The sequence below is a fragment of the Halofilum ochraceum genome (genome assembly GCF_001614315.2).
In the GTDB taxonomy this organism is placed as follows: domain Bacteria; phylum Pseudomonadota; class Gammaproteobacteria; order XJ16; family Halofilaceae; genus Halofilum; species Halofilum ochraceum.
This window is the reverse complement of sequence record NZ_LVEG02000005.1, coordinates 236,697-256,287: the sequence shown is the minus strand read 5'-3', so window position 1 is coordinate 256,287 and position 19,591 is coordinate 236,697. Positions and strand designations below refer to the sequence as shown.

The window sequence follows — 19,591 nt, the reverse complement described above, 5'->3', positions numbered from 1 at the left end:
CGGGGTCACTTCGCTGCCCGCGTGGCCGATTCGGGGGCTCAAAACCGGTATCACGCAGAGCCGCAGAGAAACGCGGGTCAAGGAGACTGATCGTCAATTATGTCAGGATCCTGAAGATCCGGCGAAAGCGGTGTGGTTGCCGGTTTTATCATCCTGATCTTTTCTTTGCGCACTCTGCGGCTCTGCGTGAACCCGACTTTTTGATCCCGACCGGCTGACCGATCACAGGCGCAGACGCCGAAACTCCGGATCCGGTTCGCTGTTCTCCCACACATCGTCGAACCACTTGCGCAGTTCCCGGGCCCGGGGACCGGCATGGAAATCGACGCTGCCTTCATAAAGGTCCGCGTCGGAACGCCAGAGTACACCCTGTTCGTCCGCGATCTGGAAGGCGAAGCGCTCGTCTTGCCAGTCGGCACCTACGCGCCGCACGCCGATATGACTCGGCAAATGCTGGATCAGGCCGATCAGGCGATGTCCGTCCCGGATGGCGCGGCTGGGGTCCTGGACCAGGATACGCACGAATGTCCGGCGCCCGGCCCGGGCGAGTGCACTCACGGCCGAGTAAAAGGCCTCATCCGAGTACAGCCGCGGATCAAAGTCGTGGGTGAAAATGCGCAGTGAGCGCCGCGCCTGCGTGGCCAGCGCCAGCGCGGCATCGGCCGCATCGTCGGCCCCCTCCAGTCGCTGCTCGCCGGCGGTCTCGCCCAGCCGGAAGGCGTTGCTGTCGGTGAAACGGGCGCGTTCGTTCATGACGGTATTCAGTCAGTGCCGCGCGCGAGCACGGCCGCGAGTCCGAGATAGGTCTCCGGCGACAGCGAGCGCAGCCGCGCCCGGGCATCCTCCGGGACGTCGATCTCCTCGATCAGTTCGCGGAACGTATCGCGGTCGACCGGTTTTCCACGCGTGAGTGTTTTCAGGGTGTCATAGGGATTCTCGATCCCGTAGCGGCGCATGACCGTCTGGATCGGCTCGGCGAGCACGGCCCAGTTGGCGGCGAGATCTTCCGCGATCCGCTCCGGTGCGGCATCGAGTTTCGCCAGTCCCTTGTCGAGCGCGCGCCAGGCGATCAGTGAATGACCGACACCGACACCGAGGTTACGCAGGACCGTCGAATCGGTCAGGTCACGCTGCCAGCGGGATACCGGCAGCTTCGCGGCCAGGTGATCGAACAGGGCGTTGGCAACGCCGATGTTGCCTTCGGCGTTCTCGAAGTCGATCGGATTGACCTTGTGCGGCATGGTTGACGAGCCGACCTCGCCGGCGACCGTGCGCTGGCGGAAATAGCCGATCGAGATATAGCCCCAGATGTCCCGCGCAAGATCCAGCAGGATGGTATTGAAGCGCGCGATGGCGTCGAACAGTTCGGCGATGCAGTCGTGGGGTTCGATCTGCGTGGTCATGGGATTGAAGCACAGGCCCAGATCCTCGACGAAGCGCCGGGCGATCCCGGGCCAGTCGCCTTCCGGTACGGCGACCACGTGCGCATTGTAGTTGCCGGTCGCGCCGTTCATCTTGCCGAGCAGCTCCACACCCGCGATCGAGTGGCGCTGGCGGCGCAGGCGCGCGACGACGTTGCCGAACTCCTTGCCCAGGGTCGTCGGCGTGGCCGCCTGGCCGTGCGTGCGCGCGAGCATTGGCTGTTCGGCATGGGCTTCGGCGAGCCCGGTGAGGACGTCGATGAGCCGGTCGCACCAGGGCAGCACGACGGTCTCGCGGGCATGGACAAGCGCGAGGCCCCAGGCGAGATTGTTGATGTCTTCGGAAGTACACGCGAAGTGGAGGAACTCGCGCAGCCCGCCCAGTTCGGCGTGCTCGGCGAAGCGCTCGCGGAGGTAGTACTCGACCGCCTTCACGTCGTGATTGGTGGTCGCCTCATAGGCTTTGACGCGTTCGGCGGCCGGCGTATCGAAATCCCGCACGAGCCCGTCGAGGAATCCCCGGGCGTCATCCGAAAGCGCCGGCAGCTCCGGCAGGGCGGGATCCGCGGCCAGCGCCTCGAACCAGCGTACCTCGACCTCGACACGGAAACGGATGAGGCCGTATTCACTGAAGATCGGACGCAGCTCCGAAACCTTGTCGGCATAACGGCCATCGACGGGGGCGATCGCCGTCAGGGCGCTCGGTTCCATGCGGTCTCTCCGTATTCCAAAAGCGGGCGATTATACACCCGGCAAAGGGTGTGGTTGTATCGCAGAGGGGGTCGGGTCATCATGTTGCGTCCGATCCCCGATCAAGGAGAAGCGCCCGCGATGAGCGCCAGCGGATTCCGTACCGAACGCGACAGCATGGGGGAGCTCAAGGTCCCCGCCGATGCCCTTTATGGCGCGCAGACCCAGCGCGCCGTGGACAATTTCCCGATCAGCGGCATTACGATGCCGTTTCCCGTGATCCGTGCGATCGGCCTGATCAAACGGGCGTGCGCCCAGGTGAACACCGAGTTCGGGTTGCTCGACCCGGATATCGCGGCATCGATCCGCGAGGCGGCGGACCGGGTGTGCGGCGGACAGATGGCCGGGCAATTCCCGATCGATGTCTTTCAGACGGGATCGGGTACCAGTTCCAACATGAACGTGAACGAGGTGCTGGCGCATGTGGCCACCGATATCGGCGGGCAGACGGTGCACCCCAATGATCACGTCAACATGGGACAGAGTTCCAATGACGTGTTCCCGACCGCGATTCACGTCTCCGCCTGTCTCGAAATCCATGAGCGTCTGCTGCCGGCAATGGAGCACCTGGCCGAGACGATCGAGCGCCGGGCCGAGGAACTGAACGGTTACGTCAAGACCGGCCGCACGCACCTGATGGACGCCATGCCGGTGACGATCGGGCAGGAACTGTCGGGCTGGGCCGCGCAGGTACGTCACGGTGCCGACCGGATCCGGGCGGCGCTGCCGCGTCTGGAGACCCTTACCCAGGGCGGCACGGCGGTCGGCACCGGCATCAACGCGCCCGAGGGCTTCGGACCGCGCGTCGCCGCCGAGCTGCGTTCGATCACGGGCGTGCCGTTCACGAGTATGGACAGCTACTTCGAGGGTCAGAGCAGCCAGGACGCCGCCGTCGAGATGAGCGGCCAGCTCAAGACCTACGCGACCAGCCTGATGAAGATCGCCAACGACCTGCGCTGGATGAACAGCGGACCGCTCGCCGGACTCGGCGAGATCGCGCTGGTCCCGCTGCAGCCGGGCTCCAGCATCATGCCGGGCAAGGTCAATCCGGTCATTCCGGAGTCGGTGGCGATGGTCGGGGCCCAGGTGACCGGCAACGACGCGACCATCACGGTGGCGGGTCAGTCCGGCAACTTCCAGCTCAACGTCATGCTGCCGGTGATCGCCTACAACCTGCAGCAGAGCATCGAACTGCTGACCAACGCGAGCGCCGTGCTGGCCGACAAGGCGATCGCCGGGTTCACCGTCAACGACGACAAACTGCGCGAGGCGCTGGATCGCAACCCGATCCTCGTCACCGCGCTCAATTCCGTGATCGGTTACGAACAGGGCGCGGCGATCGCCAAGAAGGCGTATGCGGATGGCCGTCCGCTGATCGAGGTCGCCCGGGAGATGACCGAGCTCTCCGAAGAAGAGCTGAAGTCACTGCTGGATCCGGCGCGGCTGACGGGGGGAGGGCTCGTCAAGTGAGCGCCGTTCGGCCCGTCGCGGTAGGCTCATGAGCCGGGCGGAAGGTATCCACGAATTCTGGTTCGGGGCCCTGGATGCCGCGGGGCGCCCGGAGCCTGATCGGCCCGGGCGCTGGTTCAGTCCCGACGAGGGCTTTGACGCCGAGGTGCGCGGGCGCTTCGAGGCCGACCTGCGCAACGCCGCCGGTGGGCGTCTCGGGCGCTGGGAGCGCACGCCGCGCGGTGCCCTCGCGCTGATCCTGCTGTTCGACCAGTTCCCCCGCAACATGTACCGCGGCACCGCGCGGGCCTTTCTGTTCGACGAGAGCGCCCGGGCGGTGCTCGACCGATCCCTGCCACCAGAGCGGCTCGACGCCCTCTGGCCGATCGAGCGGGTCTTCGCCTGGATGCCGCTGGAGCATGCCGAGGACCGGGATTGCCAGGCCCGTTCGGTCGAACTGTTCAGCGGACTGGTCGAAGCGGTCGATGCGTCCGAGCGTGATCGGTATGAAGAGTTCCTGCGGCATGCGCAACAGCACCGGGAGGTGATCGAGCGATTCGGGCGGTTTCCGCATCGCAACGCCGTCCTCGGGCGCGAGAGCACGCCGGAAGAACGCGAGTGGCTCGCCGGCGGGGCGCAGCGCTGGGGGCAGGCGTAGACGCTTGCCGTCATGGGCGGTCACCGTGTCAGTGGTGAACGCGTCGCAAAGAGTGTGACCTCTTCCCGGTCGTGGTAGAGCTGGTTCGCCAGCAGGCGCCCGTCGCCGGGCAGTGCGGCGGCGATCGTATCGACCTGACTGGAAACCGTCTGCCAGCGTTGTTTCATCGGCAGTTTGAGATTGACGATGGCGTGCCGGCAGTCGCCGCGGGACAACCATTCGGCCAGCAGTCGTGCGATCCGATGCGGCCGCTCGACCATGTCGCACACGAGCCAATCCACCGGACGCCGGGGCCGATACTGAAACCCGTCTTCGGCGCGATGGTCGACACCGGGATCCTCTATCAGGCTCTGCGCGAGGGGGCCGTTGTCGACGGCGCTGACCGTTACCCCGTAATGCCGCAGCAGCCACGTCCAGCCGCCGGGGGCCGCCCCGAGATCGACCGCGGTCCGTCCCGGACGCAGCCAGGTTGCGCGCTCGTTATCGCTCAGGAACCGGGCGATGGCCTCGTCCAGTTTGAGCACGGACCGGCTGGGTGCCTGACGGTGGGCCCGCAATCGGGGGATTCCGAGTGGCCAGGGCGCGGAATTGGCGGCGTCCGAAAGTCCGAGCAGGGCGGTACTGCCGTCCAGCAGCGCGCAATGCAGAACGGGTCCGCCGCGATCGGGCTGGAATCCCGGTCCGCGTGCGATCGCGGTCTCGAACGGACGGGCGAGGACGCGCGCGAGCCGGGCCAAAGGGCGACCGGCATCGGTGTCCGGGTATTCCATCCGGATCGCGCTTACCGGTTGCGGTATCACCGCCGCCGCGCGGGCCAGTGGCGCAATCCGGTCGTCGGGCGGCAAATCACGGCAGATCGCGAAACGCGCAAACCATTGGCGTATGAACACCAGTTCCCGGAAGGCCATGGTCCGCGCAAGTGTCGGCAGTTGTTCGGCAGGCGTGGGGTGGAACTCGACCAGGCCATCTCCAGTCCGACACCAGCCGGCGACGCCGGCGACCGCTGCGCGTTCGATCAGCTCGGCCGCACAATCCGACTCCATGCCCGCGCGGGTCCACGCACATACCGCGTCACTGGAGTCGATCGGCCACATCGACGGGACTTTGGCACAGGCACCTTGTCGATGCCATACGCGTGCGGCATGCGATCGGGTACGATACACGACGATCGGTCGGGGGATTCCGCATGACGACACCGGTTACGGCCATCTGTGCTGCGCTGGGCTCGACCAGGTGGTGGTTCCGGGGGTGCGCGTGGTCCGGTGCCGGCAATCACGAGACTGTACGCGCAACCGCACGATCCGTTGCGCATCGGTATCATGGGGCCTTCGACTGGCGCGCCGGTGTACGGATCGTCCGCCGCGGGCACACGGCTACCGCGGGTGATTGCTGCACGATCGATCCCGGTCCGCCGCAGTCTCCGGATGTCATCCAATCGAATTCAAAGGAGTTCTCATGACCGCATCAAAACGGAACGCAATTCTCGCCGTCGCCATGACCGCCGTGGTTGGCGGCTGCAGTTTCGTCACCGTCGACCCCGGCGCGAAGGACGTGCTTGTGCTCGAGGCCGCGCGCACGAAGGACTGTGATCGACTGGGGCAAACCCGCGTGTCGGTGGCCACGAAGATCGGGTTCATTAAACGTGGCAAGCCCGCGATCAGCGACAACCTCGAGGTCCTTGCGCGCAACAGCGCCGCGGAAATGGGTGGCGACACGATCACCCCGGAGACCGAGGTGAGCAATGGCAAGCAGACCTTCGGCATCTTCGACTGTGTGAAGTAATCCGGAATGGCGCCCGAGCGTATTCCGAACGCGCTGTCGATCGCCGGCTCGGATCCGTCCGGCGGCGCTGGTGTCCAGGCCGATCTGAAGGCGTTCTCGGCGTTGGGGGCGTACGGCATGTGTGCCCTGACGGCGCTGACGGCGCAGAACACCACCGGGGTTCGCGGCGTATCGGGCGTGGATCCCGCATTCCTGCGCGACCAGATCGACGCCGTCTTCGACGATGTCCGGGTCGATGCGGTCAAGATCGGCATGGTGGGCAGCGCCGCATCGGTACAGGTAGTGGCGGAGTGCCTGGAGCGTCACCGTCCCGGGGTCGTGATCGTGGATCCCGTCATGGTCGCCAAGAGCGGCGATCGCCTGATCGATGATGCGGCGGTTGCCGCCCTGCGGGATCGGTTACTGCCGCTGGCCAGTCTCGTCACCCCGAATCTGCCGGAAACCGCGGTCCTGCTCGGCGAGGAGGACGTACCGGCGACGGTCGAGGCGATGGAGGCGGCCGGTATGCGGCTGCTTGGAATCGGTGCGCGCGCGGCGCTGGTGAAGGGCGGGCACCTGGCCGGCGATGCGGTGACCGACATGCTCTGCGAGCCGACAGGCGCGCGGGCGTACGGATCCGAGCGCGTTCCTACCAGAAACACGCACGGCACCGGCTGCACGCTTTCGTCCGCGATCGCGGCGCTGGCACCCGCTTCGGCCACCATGGCGGATGCCGTCGATGCAGGTCGGCGCTATCTGGTGATGACGCTCAGGGCGGCCGACCGGCTGTCGGTCGGCCACGGACATGGTCCCGTGCATCATTTCGCGGACTTGTGGGCGAATGATCCAGCGCAACGCTGGCTGGGCGCTGAGCGACCGCTACAATCGACCGATTGACCATTCAGTGCCTGTCCGTTGCGCCTGAGCGGTCCGTTCACGGTGTGGGACATGAGCACACCTCGCGGAAGCGTCGGCGGTCGCCAGGTTCCGCACGGGTGTAGAGGGCGATCCTCTCGAAGGTGGCCGGGGCGTGGGCAGCGGGTCGGTCGATCCATGCCGCCAGTGCCCGCTGCCAGGCGGCGTCGGTCCGTCGGGGCGGTCGTCCGAGCGTGACGTGCGGGCGTACCGGCCGCTGTTCCGGGGCGAGTCCCGCCGCTGTCCGCAGCTCGTTGCGCCACTCCGCGATGAAGCCGGTGAGTGCGCTGTCATCCGTATCGGGGTCGAGATCCAGCCCCAGCGCCGACGGCCGGCGCGGCGAACCGAACAGCGCACGCGGCCCGATGGTCGCTGATAGCGGCAGCGCCTCGCGGATGTCGAGCGCTCGCCAGGCCTCGCGGGCGCACCGTTCGCCGACCGCGCCGAGGAAAGTGACGGTCACGTGAAGGTCCGCCGGCTCGAATGCACGCGTTCCCGCCGGCAGCCCCTGCAGTTCTTCCCGGGGCAGGGATTCAGGCGGGAATGGCAACGCGATGAACCAGTTTGCCTCCATGAGTGTGCTTCTCCACTGTGTGCCTGACCGGCTGCCCCTACTGTACGCTCACGGGGCGACTCGCCCGAACACGGGGAGAGCGTCACGCGGAGATGCCCGGGCTGGACCCGGCACATACCGTCGCGACCGGATGCTGCGGAGGTGGATATGGCATGGCGCTGGCTGCCATGGCGAGCGATCGTGCGCCGGGCGGCGCGCGCGTACGGCGTCATCGATCCGCTCCGAGTCATGGCTCGCCTGCGCCGGTTCTCGCAGCCATCGGAGGTCGCGGAACCACTGGAGCTGCTGCGTGCCGGACTGGTCTTCCACGCCCGCGGCCTGGTCAACACCAAGGCGATCCAGCACAACCTGGACTGGGTATGGCCGTACTGGGTCGTGCGTCAGTTCGATCCCGGCGATGCCTCGTTCATCCCGCGGGCCTTCTCGTTCTCACACGTCAATCTGACGCATCGCAACTGGACGGCGGTGGGCCTGCCGGACTGCCCGCACTATCCGATCGTCGACCCGCGCGGTCTATGGACACCACTGCACGATGGCTGGTCGATCGACTGCTGGATCCTGGCCGCCGACGGCAACCACCTGCTGCCGGGGCAGTGCGGTGAAGCGCAGCAGGTGCAGGATACGGACTCGGGACTCGCCGTCGACACGACGGTGAGCGATGGACCGCGACAGCTCAGGCTGCATGCAAGCGTCGAGCGGATCGATGGCCGTGCGTGGGCGCTGCTCGATATCACGGCCCGGGGTTCCTCCGGGGATCGTCTCGCGATCGCGGTGCGCCCCTACAATCCGGAGGGGATCCAGTTCATCGACGACCTGCACCGAGCCCCTGGCGGGGACGGCTTTCGGATCAACGACACAAGCGACATCGAACTGGATCCGGCGCCCACGGACCTGCGGTTCCGCAGCTACCGCCAGGGGGATGTGTTCCACGCGCTCGATGGTGACGTCACGGCGACCGGGGACGGCCTGCACTGCCCGGTCGGCATGGCGACCGGCGCCGCCCTGTATCCCATGCCGGATGGAGAGCGCCGTTTACGCGCCCGGGTCGCGCTCGACGATGCGCCCCTGCCGCACGGCCAGCGATGCAGTTGGGCCGAGGCCCATGCGGATGCGGCCACGGTCGAGATCCCGGACGCCGGCCTCCAGCGCCTGTTCGAGGCCGCCCGCACCAGTCTGGTCCTGCATTCGGTGGACGAGATCGTGCCGGGCCCCTACACCTATCGTCGCTTCTGGTTCCGTGATGCGTGTCTGATTCTCCACGCACTGCTGGCTGGCGGCTACATCGAACGCGCCCGCAGGGCGCTGGCGGGCTTCCCGGAGCGCCAGCGTGCCACCGGATATTTCCAGTCCCAGGAGGGCGAGTGGGACTCCAACGGGCAGGTCCTCTGGGCCTACGGCCGATTCCAGGCAATGACCGGAGAGTCACTGCCGGCGTCCTGGCTTGACGCGATTGAGCGCGGTTGCCGCTGGATCCGGCGCAAGCGCCTGCGGTTCGACGCCGGCGCCGGTATCGGCGGCCTGCTGCCCGCCGGCTTCAGCGCGGAACACCTGGGGCCAAACGACTATTATTACTGGGACGACTGGTGGGCGCTGGCGGGATTACAGGAGGCCGCTCGCGTGTTGTCGGACGCGGGACGGGAACATGCCGCCGGGCGCGCCCGACAGGAGGCGGAGTCGCTGCGGCAGGCAATCCACCGGAGTATCGAGCGGATTCCGCATGAGCGCAGCGGTGGCGGCATGCCCGCGGCACCCGAACGGCGCATGGATGCCGGCGCGATCGGCTCGCTGGTGGCGGATTATCCATTGCGCCTGCTGCCGCCGGCAGACCCATGGACCGTGGCGACGATCGATTATCTCGAGCGCGATTCCTTCTTCGACGGCGGTTTCTTCCAGAACATGATCCACTCGGGCATCAACGCCTACCTGACCCTGGACATCGCCCAGAGCCTGCTGCGTGCCGGACAGCCGGAGCGCGCGTGGCCCATGATCCGCAGGGTCGCCGAGCTGGCGTCCAGCACCGGTCACTGGCCCGAGGCCATCCATCCCCGAACGGGCGGTGGCTGCATGGGCGACGGCCAGCACGTCTGGGCGGCCGCCGAGTGGTTCATGATCATCCGCAGTCTGTTTGTCCGCGAGGAGGGCGAGAGCCTCGTGATCGGCAGTGGCCTGCCGCCCGAGTGGCTGCAAAGCGGTCAACGCCTGCGCTTTGGTCCGACCTGGACCGGCTGGGGGCGTGTGGATGTCGAGGTCGAGACCGCCGGTTCGAATCCACGGGTGCGCGTGTACGGGCGCTGGCATCACCGCGCACCCCATACGATCGCCTGTCTCCCGGGATGGATGGATACCCCGTTATCAGCGGACGGCACGGCGGTGGAGCTCTTGCCGGAAGCGCAATGAAAATCTGCATGCTGACCAATACCTATCGCCCGCACGTCGGCGGAGTGGCCGGTTCGGTGTCGACGCTGGTGGAGGAATGCCGCGGCGCGGGGCATGAGGTCCGCGTGGTTGCGCCCGGGTTCCCGGGGGACGAGCACGAAACGGAGCAGGGCATACTGCGCGTACCGGCATGGCAGCGTTTCAATGGCAGTGATTTCTCGGTGCCGGTCCCACTGCCGCACTTCCTCGCCTCGGAACTCGCTGATTTCCGGCCCGATATCGTCCACAGCCACCATCCGTTCCTGCTGGGCGACGCGGCGCTGCGATGGAGTTATGCCCACGACGTGCCGTTGATCTTCACCCATCACACGCTCTACGAGAACTACACCCATTACGTCCCGCTCGATTCGCCGGCCCTCAAGCGATTCGTGATCCACCTCGCCACGGCTTATGCGAATTGCTGTGACGCGGTCATCGCGCCGTCCCGGGGCATCGCCCATCTGTTGCGATCGCGCGGCGTGGCGTCGCGGATCGAGGTGATTCCCACCGGGATCGATACGCGGGCGTTCGCCGACGCCGACGGCCCCGCGTTCCGCCGCGAGCGGGGGATACCCGGGGATGCCATGGTCCTGGGCCACGTCGGCCGCCTGGCACGGGAGAAGAATCTCGACTTCCTCGGTGAAAGCGTCGCTCACTGGCTCCGTAACGGCGAAAACCGCTGGTTCCTGCTGGTCGGCGATGGCGCGCGGAGCCAGGCACTGCGTCAGCTGTTCGACCGGGCGGGCGTAAGCCAGCGGGTGCTGATGACCGGCAAGCTGACCGGATCGACGCTGTGTGACGCCTACGCGGCAATGGACGCGTTCGCCTTCGCGTCGCTGACCGAGACCCAGGGCATGGTGGTCGCCGAGGCGATGGCCGCGGGCCTGCCCGTAATCGCTCTCGACGGGCCCGGGGTCGGGGATGTGGTCGTCGACGGAGAGAATGGCCGGCTTCTTGCTAAAGCGAGCAGTGTGGCGGATTTCGCCGCGAGCCTCGAACAGGGGATGGATGAATCCGTGCTCACCGACTGGGGTCCGGCCGCCCGGGAGACCGCGAAGGCCTTTGACCGCAGTACCTGCGCGCGCTCGGTCATGGAGCTGTACGCGGAACTGGGCGGCAGGCGCGTGCGGACCGGCCATGACTGGAGCTGGTGGGATCGTCTGCAGGGGCGAATCGAGGCGGAGTGGGAACTGATTTCCGCACGGGCGGATTCGGCCAGCGGCAGCTTTCGCGAGCGTGATCACAAAAACCGCTGACACGCCGAACACGTGCGGCACCCGCCTGGAACTCTGTGCATAGTGGTGTCTGGTGGGATTTACGTGTACGATTATTTAGTTAACGTGAAATATGGAATGTAATTGTAAATTACTGTTTATAAAGCGTTCTAGTTATGGTTAATGCTCGCGTTTCCTTAGTGGGCGCGCAAAGCCCTGCTGAATGGTTGATCGAGTGGGAGACGCCCGGGCGGTGCTTTACGGGCACGCGTTCGAGGGCATGGAAACCATGAGCCACCCGCGTTTATCCTGCGCACGGGATATCTCGCGCCAACCGGAGCAAGTGGATCGCAATGCAGCATTCCTGCGCATGTCAGAGCAGTCGCCGGAGTATCGGGCTCGTATTCGGACGGCTCGTGGACGAGAACCCGGAACTGGGAAACGCGATCGAGCGCTTCGGCTGGGAATGGGATGACGAGCTGGGCACGGCCGTCGCCGATGTCGGCCCCGGCACACGCTTCGACGGTGTTTCCGGGATTTTCGATCTGGTCGCCGGGCTCGTCGGCGAGCGCGGCGCGCGCGAAATCCGGGCGACCTGGCTGGAAGATACCGCATTGCGCGAGCAGACCGGGCGTCTGCTGCGTGCGGAACCCATGACCGAATTCGTCCCACGCCAGGACAGTCCGCTGGCCGGGTTGCTCGAGGCCCGTGCGCTGGAAACATGGTTCCAGCCCGTGGTCGACGGCCGCTCTGAAACCGTTGTGGGGCACGAGTGTCTGGTACGGGCCCACCATCCGGACGACGGACGTCTGATTTCCCCGGGGGAACTGATCGGCTGGGCCCGGGATGAGAACCTGCTGTTCATGTTCGACCGCGTCTGCCGGGAGATCCATATCGCCCGGGCCGCGGCGAGCGGGGTCGGCGACGACCACCTGTTCCTGATCAATTTCCTGCCGAGCGTGATCTATGAGCCGGAGTTCTGTCTCCGGACCACCGTGGGCGCGATCGAGGGAACCGGATTGCGCCCGGAGCAGATCGTCTTCGAGGTGGTCGAGACCGAGGCCATCGAGGACCACGATCACCTCCGAGACATCCTGTGCTATTACCGAAAACATGGTTTTCAGGCGGCGCTGGATGACCTCGGAGCCGGCTATTCCGGACTCTCGCTGATGGCGGATCTGGATCCGGACCTGATCAAGATCGATCGCGGTGTGGTCTCCCGTGCCGATCAGTCGGAAGGGCATGCCGAGGTCTGCCGTGCAATCATCGGGCTTGCCCGCTCCCGGGGACGCCGTGTGCTTGCCGAGGGGGTCGAGACGGCCTCTCAGCGCGATTTCATGCGGACGCTGGGCGTTGACATGATGCAGGGGTATTTCTTCGGTCGGCCGGCCGCGGAACCTGCGGCCGGATAGAGACCGGTCACCGCGGGATCGGATTGCCCTGAACCGGCAGCGACACCGCGGTCGCGGGTGGAGGTGCAGCCATGACGGTCGTGGATACGCTGGACTCACCGGCCGACCATGCAGTCGACGGCTGTGCGGGCGACGGCGAGCGCGAGCGTCTACAGCGCTACGCGCAGTGGTGGCACGCACACGGCGAAGCGATCTCCCGGGATGTGGATCGCGTCGGTGGGGCCCGTCTGCAGTTGCATGACCGGATCGGTCGCCGGATCGATCGGGTGTGCTGGTCTGCGGGCTATCGCGACATGCTGCTGCGCGGCTATGCCGAGGGCACGGTCGCGGCCACGCACGAGACCGGGTCGCTGTTGCCCGGCTATCGTGTCGGTTATGTCACGAGTTTCTTCGATCCCGGGCTCTACTGTCCCCACACGGTGTCGCTGGCGACGCTGGTCGCGCTCGAGAAGTATGGCGGCCCGGGCACTTCCGACTGGATCGGGCGTCTGACCCGACGCGACGGTTCCGTGTGGCAGGGCGCCACCTGGATGACCGAGGCCGCTGGCGGTTCCGATCTCGGTGCGGGCGTCGAGACCCGCGCCGATCCGGCCGGCGACGGCTGGCGCCTGACCGGAGAAAAGCATTTCGCGAGCAACGCCGACGCCGAACTCGCGCTGGTGGCGGCGCGCCCTGCAGATGCGCCGACCGGGGTACACGGCCTCGCGCTGTTCGCGGTCCCGCGCCTCGCCGCGGACCAGTCGCTCAATTTCCGGATCCGGCGCCTGAAAGACAAGATCGCGACCCGTTCCGTGGCGACCGGCGAGATCGGTCTCGAAGGCAGTGAAGCCCGTCCAGTCGGAGACCCGGGGCAGGGCATCTACCTCATCATGGAGGTGCTGAACGTCTCGCGGGTGGCGAACAGCATCGCCAGTGCCGCGTTGCTGCAGCGCGCACTGGCGGAGACCCTGGCGTTCGCGCGCGAGCGGATCGTCTTCGGCCAGCCGCTGATCGAACAGCCGCTGTTCCGGCGGCAATTCGAGGACCGGTGCCGGCGCTTCCGTGAGGCATCCGCGCTGGCCTGGGCCGCGGCCGGCGAACTCGACGCCGTCTGGCAGGAGACGCCGCCCTACAGTCAGCGTTATCACCGGTTCCGGCTGCTCGCCCACCTCGCCAAGTACTGGACGGCGGAGCAGGCGGTCGCGGCCGGGCGCTGGGCGATCGAGGCCCATGGCGGCAACGGGCTGATCGTCGATTACGGGATCGAACGGCTCCTGCGTGAGGCGCTGGTGCTGTCGGTCTGGGAAGGCACGCCCCATCGGCAGATGCTCGATGGCCTTGCCGTGATGGCCCGGGAAGGCGTGCACGAAGACCTGATCCGGTGGCTTGGCGACCCGGCCGGCGCCGACCGACAACGGGCCGACATCGACGCGCTGCTGGCACGTCCGCGGGCGGAGCGGGAGGCGGAGGTCGAGCCCGTGTTCCGCGGCTTCGCCGAATGGACCGCCAGCGCCCTGGCGGCGGCACGGTGAACGCTCAGTAACGCCGCTCGAACACGAGCTGCAACCCGCGGGCCGCGCCCGTATCCGCGCGTAGATGCACGCGGCCGCCATTGCCGGTCAGCAGACCGATGCCGACGAATCCCCCCGTGACCCGGTCCTCGCGGAAGCCGACCGTCGAGCGTGTAGCGCCGGTCACGCGCTCATCGCCGTCGAGCCACTGGGCCCGCAGACCGGCCCGGAGTTCGACGCGATTCCCCAGCGTGATCGCCGCCGCCGGCCGCAGGGTAGCGCTCCACCAGTCGAGATCGACCGTTTCCGTGCCGCTGCTGTCATCGGCCTCGGCGTAACCGACCCGTCCGCCGAGCTCCAGGCTCAGCCGCCGGGTGACAGCCCATCGCCCCAGGGCGTCGAGGCCGACAAAGTACCCGGCCGGGTCGAGACCCGCCGTCGTCGAACGTCCGCTCTGGCTGATCCCCTGACGACCGATGGACACGCCCAGGCGCACACCCGGCACCGGAGACTCGAACAGGGTGACGCCGATACGGCCGACCTCCAGCCGGTCGCCGGCGCTGCCATCGTCGTAGCGCACGTCGAGATCCGTGCGTTCGACGTGCAGGTTGATGCCGAGACCCGGTTGCGGGTCGCCGCCCACGGTACCGCCTATGCGCCCGCGTACCGACACGTCGGCCGCTGCCAGCGTGCTGAAGGCCAGCAGGCAAAACCCGATGCAGCCCAGGCGCCAGGGCGCCCGGCCGGAGCAGCCACCAGATATAGCGTTCATCCGTGCAGAATAGGCGCTTCGACGCGTATACTTCAACGCGCTTCAGTCGCTCCGGAACCCGACGCCATCCATGCAGTGTCCCTTCTGTCACCACGCCGAGACCCGCGTGATCGATTCGCGCCTCGCGAACGAGGGCGAGCAGGTTCGCCGGCGCCGTGAATGCGCGGCCTGCGGCGAACGTTTCACGACGTATGAGAGCGCCGTCGATCTGGCCCTGCCGCGGATCGTGAAGCGGGATGGCTCGCGCGAGACGTTCTCGGTGGACAAGCTCCGGGCCGGCGTGATGCGGGCCCTGGAGAAACGCCCGGTCGAAACCGTGGCGATCGACGCGGCCGTGGACCGCATCCGACGGCGCCTGCGGGCCAATGGCGAGCGCGAGATCGATTCCCGCCGCCTCGGCGACTGGGTGATGGAGGAACTGCGGCGCCTGGACCAGGTCGCGTATATCCGCTTCGCCTCGGTATACCGGGAATTCGAGGACGTGGCCGCCTTCCGTCAGGAGATCGAACGCCTGGAGCGTGAACCGGACCCGCGGGATGACACGCGCCCGCAGCTTGGCCTGCCGGGACTCGGAGAGGATGGCTGAGTCCATGGCCAGCGGCACCGACACCGCCTGGATGGCCCGGGCGCTGCGGCTCGCGCAGCGCGGTCTCTACACGACCGACCCGAATCCGCGCGTCGGCTGCGTGGTCGTGCGTGACGGCCGGGTGGTCGGTGAGGGCTTTCATGCGCGCGTCGGTGAGCCGCATGCGGAAGTGGCCGCGCTCGGGATGGCGGGTGAGGCCGCGGCCGGTGCGACCGTCTATGTCACGCTCGAGCCCTGTTGCCACCACGGGCGCACACCGCCCTGCACGGATGCATTGATCGATGCGGGTGTGGCGCGCGTCGTCTATGCCCTGCGGGATCCGAATCCCCGGGTATCCGGTGCCGGCGCGGGCCACCTCGCGGAGGCCGGGATCGCGGTCGAGCGACTCGATGCGTCCGCCCCGGATGCACGAGCGCTCAATATCGGGTTCGTGAAGCGGATGGCGACCGGGCGGCCGTGGATACGGATCAAGATGGCGATGAGCCTCGACGGCCGCACGGCGCTGGCCTCCGGCGAGAGTCGCTGGATCACCGGCGCGGACGCCCGCACGGACGTGCACCGCTGGCGCGCACGGGCCTCCTGTATTCTGACCGGCCGCGGCACGGTCGCCGCAGACGATCCCGCGCTGACGGTCCGCCTGCCGGAAGACGAGGCACCTTCCGCCATGCGTTCGCCCTGGGTCGCGATCGTGGACTCCGGCCTTACGGTTCCGCCGACGGCACGTCTGTTCGATCTGCATGAGCGGGTGGTGATTTTTACGCGCTCCGCGGAAACCGCCTCGGCGGCGGCCCTGCAGGCCCGCGGCGCCGAGATCGTGCCGCTGCCGGGCGACCGCGACGATCACGGCGTCGACCCGGCGGCGCTGTTCGCGGAACTGGGTCGGCGCGAGGTCAACGAGGTCCACGTCGAGGCCGGTCCGACGCTTTGCGGTCGCCTGCTGGAGACCAGCTATGTCGATGAACTCATCGTCTACATGGCGCCCCAGGTGCTTGGCGACAGCGCGCGCGGGCTGTTCGCCATAACCCCGCTGGCGTCGATGGCCGAGCGCACGCGGCTGCACCTGCGCGAGGTCCGCCACGTCGGCGGCGATCTGCGTATCCATGCATTGCCGCTGATCGATCGGGAGTAAGCACCATGTCCACCGTTGTCGCCGTTCGCCTCGGCTCCACGGCCTGTATCGCCGCGGACTCACTGACCACGTTCGGTGAGCAGAAACAGACCGCCCGCTACGACCGCTTCAGTGACAAGCTGCAGACGGTCGAGGACGGCGCCATGGCGATTGTGGGCAGCGCCGCGCATTCGCTCGTGCTCGACAGTGTGCTGCGCGAACGGCGCGTGCGGTTTGATTTACGTGACCGCCTGTCGATATTTGAATCCTTTCGGCGTCTGCATTCGGAATTAAAGGAACACTATTTCCTGAATCCCAAAGAAGACAACGGCGACGAGACCGATCCCTACGAATCCTCGCGGATCGACGCGCTCATCGCGGGCCCGGACGGCATCTTTGGTGTCTACGCCCTGCGCGAGATCTACGAGTACGCCCGTTTCTGGGCGATCGGCTCCGGCGCCGAGTATGCCCTGGGCGCGATGCATGCCTGTTATGGCGGCGCGGAATCGGCCGAGGCAGTGGCCGAAGCGGGGGTCGCCGCCGGCGCAGAGTTCGATGCGGGCAGCGGTCTGCCACTGACCCGCCGCAGTTTCAGGCTGCGCAATCCCGTTGTGGAGGAGTAGAGCATGTTTACCGGACTGGTCGAGGCCGTAGGCCACATCGCGCGGGTCGATTCGCACGGGCGCGACCGGCGCCTGCGCATCGAGCCCGGCGCGGAGCTGATGCGCGACCTGCAGCCCGGCGACAGCATCGCCGTCGCGGGGACCTGTCTGACCGCCGTTGACCCGGACGCGACCGGCTTCCATGCCGATGTATCCGCCGAGACACTGGCGCACACGAGCCTTGGCGGGCGGGGCGTGGGCGACCGGGTGAATCTGGAACGCGCATTGCTGCCCACCACGCGGCTCGGCGGTCACTTGGTCTCCGGTCATGTCGACGGGCTCGGCGAGATCGTCGGCCGCGAGGCGGACGGGCAGTCGTGGCGCCTGCTGATCCGGGTACCGGACACGCTCGCGCGCTACGTCGCACCGAAAGGGTCCATCTGCGTCGACGGCATCAGCCTGACGGTCAATGAGGTGGACGGGGCCGTATTCGGCGTCAATATCGTCCCGCACACGATGGCGATGACGACGCTCGCCGACTGCGCGCCGGGCGATCCGGTCAATATCGAGGTCGACCTGATCGCCCGCTACCTGGAGAGGCTGCTGACGGGCGGCGATGCGCCGGCCGCCGGTATCACGCGCGAAACGCTCGCGCGGACCGGATTCGCGGATGACGCGACCGACCCGAAAGCGCACTGAGGTCAGGGCGATTCGCCTACTGGCAACAACACCGCCCGCGGTGTAACCTGCCGCGCTCGCGCGACCGGCGCGGGCCGGTCCCGCAGTCAGCGCCATCGCCGTTGGCGGCCCGATCCGACGAGGGGAACATGCAGCTCGACCCGATCGAAGAGATCATTGAAGACATCCGCCGCGGGCGGATGGTCATCATCATGGACGACGAGGATCGCGAGAACGAGGGCGATCTCGTCATGGCCGCCGAGGCGGTCGGGCCGCAGGACATCAATTTCATGTCGATGCACGGGCGCGGTCTGATCTGCCTGACCCTCACGCGCGAGCGCTGTCAGCAATTGCGCCTGCCTCTGATGGTCAGCGACAACCAGGCGGCACACCGGACGAATTTCACGGTCTCGATCGAGGCCGCGGAGGGTGTGACGACCGGCATCTCGGCCGCGGATCGGGCGCGTACCGTCCAGGCCGCGGTCGCCGAGGAAGCGCGCCCCGAGGATCTCGTACAGCCCGGCCACATCTTCCCGCTCATGGCGCAGACCGGCGGTGTCATTACCCGGGCGGGTCACACCGAGGCCGGCTGTGACCTGGCGCGACTGGCAGGCCGCCACCCCGCGGCCGTCATCGTCGAGATCCTCAACGACGACGGCACCATGGCCCGGCGCCCGGACCTGGAGAAATTCGCGCAGCAGCACGGCATCAAGATCGGGACCATCGAGGACCTCATCCGCTACCGCATGCAGCATGAGAAGACGCTCGAGTGCGTAGCCGAAACGGAGTTCCCGACCCAATTCGGCGAGTTCCGGCTCTACGCCTATCAGGACACGATCGAGAACGGCCTCCATCTGGCGCTGGTCAAAGGGCATATCTCACCCGATCGACCGGTCAATGTGCGCGTGCATGTCGAGAACCTGCTCTGCGATACGCTTGGCGCGAAGCATGGCTGTGGCTGGCCCCTGCACGACGCCATGCAGCGCGTGGCCGATATGGAGGATGACGGCGTCGTCGTGATCCTGCGCAAGCCCGAAAACGCGCGCGACCTCGTGCAGCGTATCCATCAATATCAGATGTCGGGCGGGCAGCCTGAGCAGGAGCGCCAGCGCGAGGCCCCCGAAGACCTGCGCACCTATGGCATCGGCGCACAGATCCTGTCGGATCTCGGCGTGCGCCGTATGCATCTGATGAGCGCACCCAAGATTTTCCACGGCATCGCGGGCTTCGGTCTCGAGATCGAGGATTACATCACACACTAAGTAATCAGTGTAAAATACTGTTTCTCCATACGATTACGGGAATCCGCCGAATGACCGACCTCCGAACGATTGAAGGTGAACTGCAGCCGGGGCATGCGCGGATCGCGCTGGCCGTGACCCGGTTCAACGGGTTCATCACGGAGTCCCTGCTCAACGGCGCGGTCGATACGCTGCGCCGCAGCGGGATCGATGATGACGCCATGACCGTGGTTCGCGTGCCCGGTTGTTACGAATTGCCGCTCGTCGTCGATCGCCTCGCGGGCAGTGGCAGTTACGACGCGGTGGTCGCGCTCGGCTGCGTCATCCGCGGCAGTACCGCGCATTTCGATTACGTCGCCGGCGAGTGCAGCCGCGGTATCGGCCAGGCCATGCAGCGTCATGGCATCCCGGTCGCATTCGGCGTATTGACCACGGATACCATCGAGCAGGCGCTGGAGCGCGCCGGCACCAAGGCGGGCAACAAGGGGGCCGACGCCGCGGGCAGTGCGCTCGAGATGATCAGCCTGATGCGGCAACTCTGAATA

Annotated in this window: 19 protein-coding genes; 14 read left to right on the top strand and 5 right to left on the bottom strand. The window is 67.0% G+C overall.

Translation table 11 applies throughout. The features are described 5' to 3' along the window. Positions 1-222: 222 nt before the first annotated feature. Entirely contained in the window at positions 223-753 is a 531-nt protein-coding gene (locus tag A0W70_RS07625) for a DUF7931 domain-containing protein (protein WP_070988664.1), read from the bottom strand. An 8-nt stretch (positions 754-761) separates the two neighbouring features. Then, positions 762-2,132 carry an adenylosuccinate lyase gene (gene purB, locus A0W70_RS07620; protein ID WP_070988662.1) on the bottom strand — a complete coding sequence of 457 codons (1,371 nt, stop codon included), beginning with the start codon at positions 2,130-2,132 and terminating at the stop codon, positions 762-764. 120 nt (positions 2,133-2,252) lie between these two features. Here purB and A0W70_RS07615 point away from each other — a divergent pair, with 120 nt between their 5' ends. Together A0W70_RS07615 and A0W70_RS07610 are read left to right on the top strand one after the other, a co-directional pair. Then, positions 2,253-3,641, top strand: coding sequence for a class II fumarate hydratase (locus A0W70_RS07615; RefSeq protein WP_070988660.1), 1,389 nt, complete (start codon positions 2,253-2,255; stop codon positions 3,639-3,641). Between the two features lie 28 nt (positions 3,642-3,669). Continuing rightward, complete coding sequence (locus tag A0W70_RS07610; protein ID WP_075109845.1) at positions 3,670-4,278, top strand: DUF924 family protein; 609 nt, start codon at positions 3,670-3,672, stop codon at positions 4,276-4,278. A 20-nt stretch (positions 4,279-4,298) separates the two neighbouring features. On the opposite strand, the gene rlmM is transcribed toward A0W70_RS07610, so the two are convergent. Then, on the bottom strand, positions 4,299-5,372 hold the full coding sequence (gene rlmM / locus A0W70_RS07605; protein ID WP_070988658.1) for a 23S rRNA (cytidine(2498)-2'-O)-methyltransferase RlmM: 1,074 nt from the start codon (positions 5,370-5,372) through the stop codon (positions 4,299-4,301). A 361-nt stretch (positions 5,373-5,733) separates the two neighbouring features. Between rlmM and A0W70_RS07600 the strand changes: the two genes are divergently transcribed. After that, positions 5,734-6,060, top strand: a complete 327-nt coding sequence (locus tag A0W70_RS07600) for a DUF4156 domain-containing protein (protein ID WP_070988656.1) — start codon at positions 5,734-5,736, stop codon at positions 6,058-6,060. Between the two features lie 6 nt (positions 6,061-6,066). Further along, on the top strand, positions 6,067-6,936 hold the full coding sequence (gene thiD, locus A0W70_RS07595) for a bifunctional hydroxymethylpyrimidine kinase/phosphomethylpyrimidine kinase (protein WP_070988654.1): 870 nt from the start codon (positions 6,067-6,069) through the stop codon (positions 6,934-6,936). Between the two features lie 37 nt (positions 6,937-6,973). Here thiD and A0W70_RS07590 read toward each other — a convergent pair whose 3' ends face one another. Continuing rightward, positions 6,974-7,528, bottom strand: a complete 555-nt coding sequence (locus A0W70_RS07590) for a 2'-5' RNA ligase family protein (protein ID WP_070988652.1) — start codon at positions 7,526-7,528, stop codon at positions 6,974-6,976. Positions 7,529-7,675: 147 nt separating this feature from the next. Between A0W70_RS07590 and A0W70_RS07585 the strand changes: the two genes are divergently transcribed. The 4 genes from A0W70_RS07585 to A0W70_RS07570 all read left to right on the top strand — a co-directional run bounded on the left by A0W70_RS07585 (position 7,676) and on the right by A0W70_RS07570 (position 14,080). Then, positions 7,676-9,925: a glycoside hydrolase family 15 protein gene (locus tag A0W70_RS07585; RefSeq protein WP_070988650.1), complete on the top strand. Its 2,250-nt coding sequence runs from the start codon at positions 7,676-7,678 to the stop codon at positions 9,923-9,925. Further along, positions 9,922-11,199, top strand: coding sequence for a glycosyltransferase (locus A0W70_RS07580; RefSeq protein WP_070988648.1), 1,278 nt, complete (start codon positions 9,922-9,924; stop codon positions 11,197-11,199). Before A0W70_RS07585 ends, A0W70_RS07580 begins: the two co-directional genes overlap by 4 nt. Positions 11,200-11,510: 311 nt before the next feature. Beyond that, entirely contained in the window at positions 11,511-12,569 is a 1,059-nt protein-coding gene (locus tag A0W70_RS07575) for an EAL domain-containing protein (protein ID WP_070988646.1), read from the top strand. A 71-nt stretch (positions 12,570-12,640) separates the two neighbouring features. Next, the gene (locus A0W70_RS07570) at positions 12,641-14,080 is read left to right on the top strand and encodes an acyl-CoA dehydrogenase family protein (protein ID WP_083330855.1); all 1,440 of its coding nucleotides are present in this window, start codon (positions 12,641-12,643) and stop codon (positions 14,078-14,080) included. A gap of 4 nt (positions 14,081-14,084) precedes the next feature. Here A0W70_RS07570 and A0W70_RS07565 read toward each other — a convergent pair whose 3' ends face one another. Further along, on the bottom strand, positions 14,085-14,831 hold the full coding sequence (locus tag A0W70_RS07565) for a hypothetical protein (protein WP_070988644.1): 747 nt from the start codon (positions 14,829-14,831) through the stop codon (positions 14,085-14,087). Between the two features lie 70 nt (positions 14,832-14,901). Between A0W70_RS07565 and nrdR the strand changes: the two genes are divergently transcribed. The 6 genes from nrdR (at position 14,902) to ribH (ending at position 19,588) form a co-directional block, all read left to right on the top strand. After that, a complete protein-coding gene (nrdR, locus tag A0W70_RS07560) occupies positions 14,902-15,417 on the top strand; it encodes a transcriptional regulator NrdR (RefSeq protein WP_070988642.1) in 516 nt (171 codons plus the stop codon). Further along, positions 15,410-16,546 carry a bifunctional diaminohydroxyphosphoribosylaminopyrimidine deaminase/5-amino-6-(5-phosphoribosylamino)uracil reductase RibD gene (gene ribD, locus A0W70_RS07555; RefSeq protein WP_245675830.1) on the top strand — a complete coding sequence of 379 codons (1,137 nt, stop codon included), beginning with the start codon at positions 15,410-15,412 and terminating at the stop codon, positions 16,544-16,546. Before nrdR ends, ribD begins: the two co-directional genes overlap by 8 nt. A gap of 5 nt (positions 16,547-16,551) precedes the next feature. After that, positions 16,552-17,148, top strand: coding sequence for an Ntn hydrolase family protein (locus tag A0W70_RS07550; protein ID WP_070988638.1), 597 nt, complete (start codon positions 16,552-16,554; stop codon positions 17,146-17,148). Between the two features lie 3 nt (positions 17,149-17,151). Beyond that, positions 17,152-17,826: a riboflavin synthase gene (locus A0W70_RS07545; protein ID WP_070988636.1), complete on the top strand. Its 675-nt coding sequence runs from the start codon at positions 17,152-17,154 to the stop codon at positions 17,824-17,826. A gap of 128 nt (positions 17,827-17,954) precedes the next feature. Next, positions 17,955-19,067: a bifunctional 3,4-dihydroxy-2-butanone-4-phosphate synthase/GTP cyclohydrolase II gene (gene ribBA, locus A0W70_RS07540; protein ID WP_070988634.1), complete on the top strand. Its 1,113-nt coding sequence runs from the start codon at positions 17,955-17,957 to the stop codon at positions 19,065-19,067. 50 nt (positions 19,068-19,117) lie between these two features. Beyond that, positions 19,118-19,588, top strand: coding sequence for a 6,7-dimethyl-8-ribityllumazine synthase (gene ribH, locus A0W70_RS07535; protein WP_070988632.1), 471 nt, complete (start codon positions 19,118-19,120; stop codon positions 19,586-19,588). The last annotated feature ends 3 nt before the right edge of the window (positions 19,589-19,591 follow it).

Coding starts and splice junctions, on each gene's coding strand:
- A0W70_RS07625 (WP_070988664.1), bottom strand. CDS start 753: ATGAACGAACGCGCCCGTTTCACCGACAGCAACGCCTTCCGGCTGGGC.
- purB (WP_070988662.1), bottom strand. CDS start 2,132: ATGGAACCGAGCGCCCTGACGGCGATCGCCCCCGTCGATGGCCGTTAT.
- A0W70_RS07615 (WP_070988660.1), top strand. CDS start 2,253: ATGAGCGCCAGCGGATTCCGTACCGAACGCGACAGCATGGGGGAGCTC.
- A0W70_RS07610 (WP_075109845.1), top strand. CDS start 3,670: ATGAGCCGGGCGGAAGGTATCCACGAATTCTGGTTCGGGGCCCTGGAT.
- rlmM (WP_070988658.1), bottom strand. CDS start 5,372: ATGTGGCCGATCGACTCCAGTGACGCGGTATGTGCGTGGACCCGCGCG.
- A0W70_RS07600 (WP_070988656.1), top strand. CDS start 5,734: ATGACCGCATCAAAACGGAACGCAATTCTCGCCGTCGCCATGACCGCC.
- thiD (WP_070988654.1), top strand. CDS start 6,067: ATGGCGCCCGAGCGTATTCCGAACGCGCTGTCGATCGCCGGCTCGGAT.
- A0W70_RS07590 (WP_070988652.1), bottom strand. CDS start 7,528: ATGGAGGCAAACTGGTTCATCGCGTTGCCATTCCCGCCTGAATCCCTG.
- A0W70_RS07585 (WP_070988650.1), top strand. CDS start 7,676: ATGGCATGGCGCTGGCTGCCATGGCGAGCGATCGTGCGCCGGGCGGCG.
- A0W70_RS07580 (WP_070988648.1), top strand. CDS start 9,922: ATGAAAATCTGCATGCTGACCAATACCTATCGCCCGCACGTCGGCGGA.
- A0W70_RS07575 (WP_070988646.1), top strand. CDS start 11,511: ATGCAGCATTCCTGCGCATGTCAGAGCAGTCGCCGGAGTATCGGGCTC.
- A0W70_RS07570 (WP_083330855.1), top strand. CDS start 12,641: ATGACGGTCGTGGATACGCTGGACTCACCGGCCGACCATGCAGTCGAC.
- A0W70_RS07565 (WP_070988644.1), bottom strand. CDS start 14,831: ATGAACGCTATATCTGGTGGCTGCTCCGGCCGGGCGCCCTGGCGCCTG.
- nrdR (WP_070988642.1), top strand. CDS start 14,902: ATGCAGTGTCCCTTCTGTCACCACGCCGAGACCCGCGTGATCGATTCG.
- ribD (WP_245675830.1), top strand. CDS start 15,410: ATGGCTGAGTCCATGGCCAGCGGCACCGACACCGCCTGGATGGCCCGG.
- A0W70_RS07550 (WP_070988638.1), top strand. CDS start 16,552: ATGTCCACCGTTGTCGCCGTTCGCCTCGGCTCCACGGCCTGTATCGCC.
- A0W70_RS07545 (WP_070988636.1), top strand. CDS start 17,152: ATGTTTACCGGACTGGTCGAGGCCGTAGGCCACATCGCGCGGGTCGAT.
- ribBA (WP_070988634.1), top strand. CDS start 17,955: ATGCAGCTCGACCCGATCGAAGAGATCATTGAAGACATCCGCCGCGGG.
- ribH (WP_070988632.1), top strand. CDS start 19,118: ATGACCGACCTCCGAACGATTGAAGGTGAACTGCAGCCGGGGCATGCG.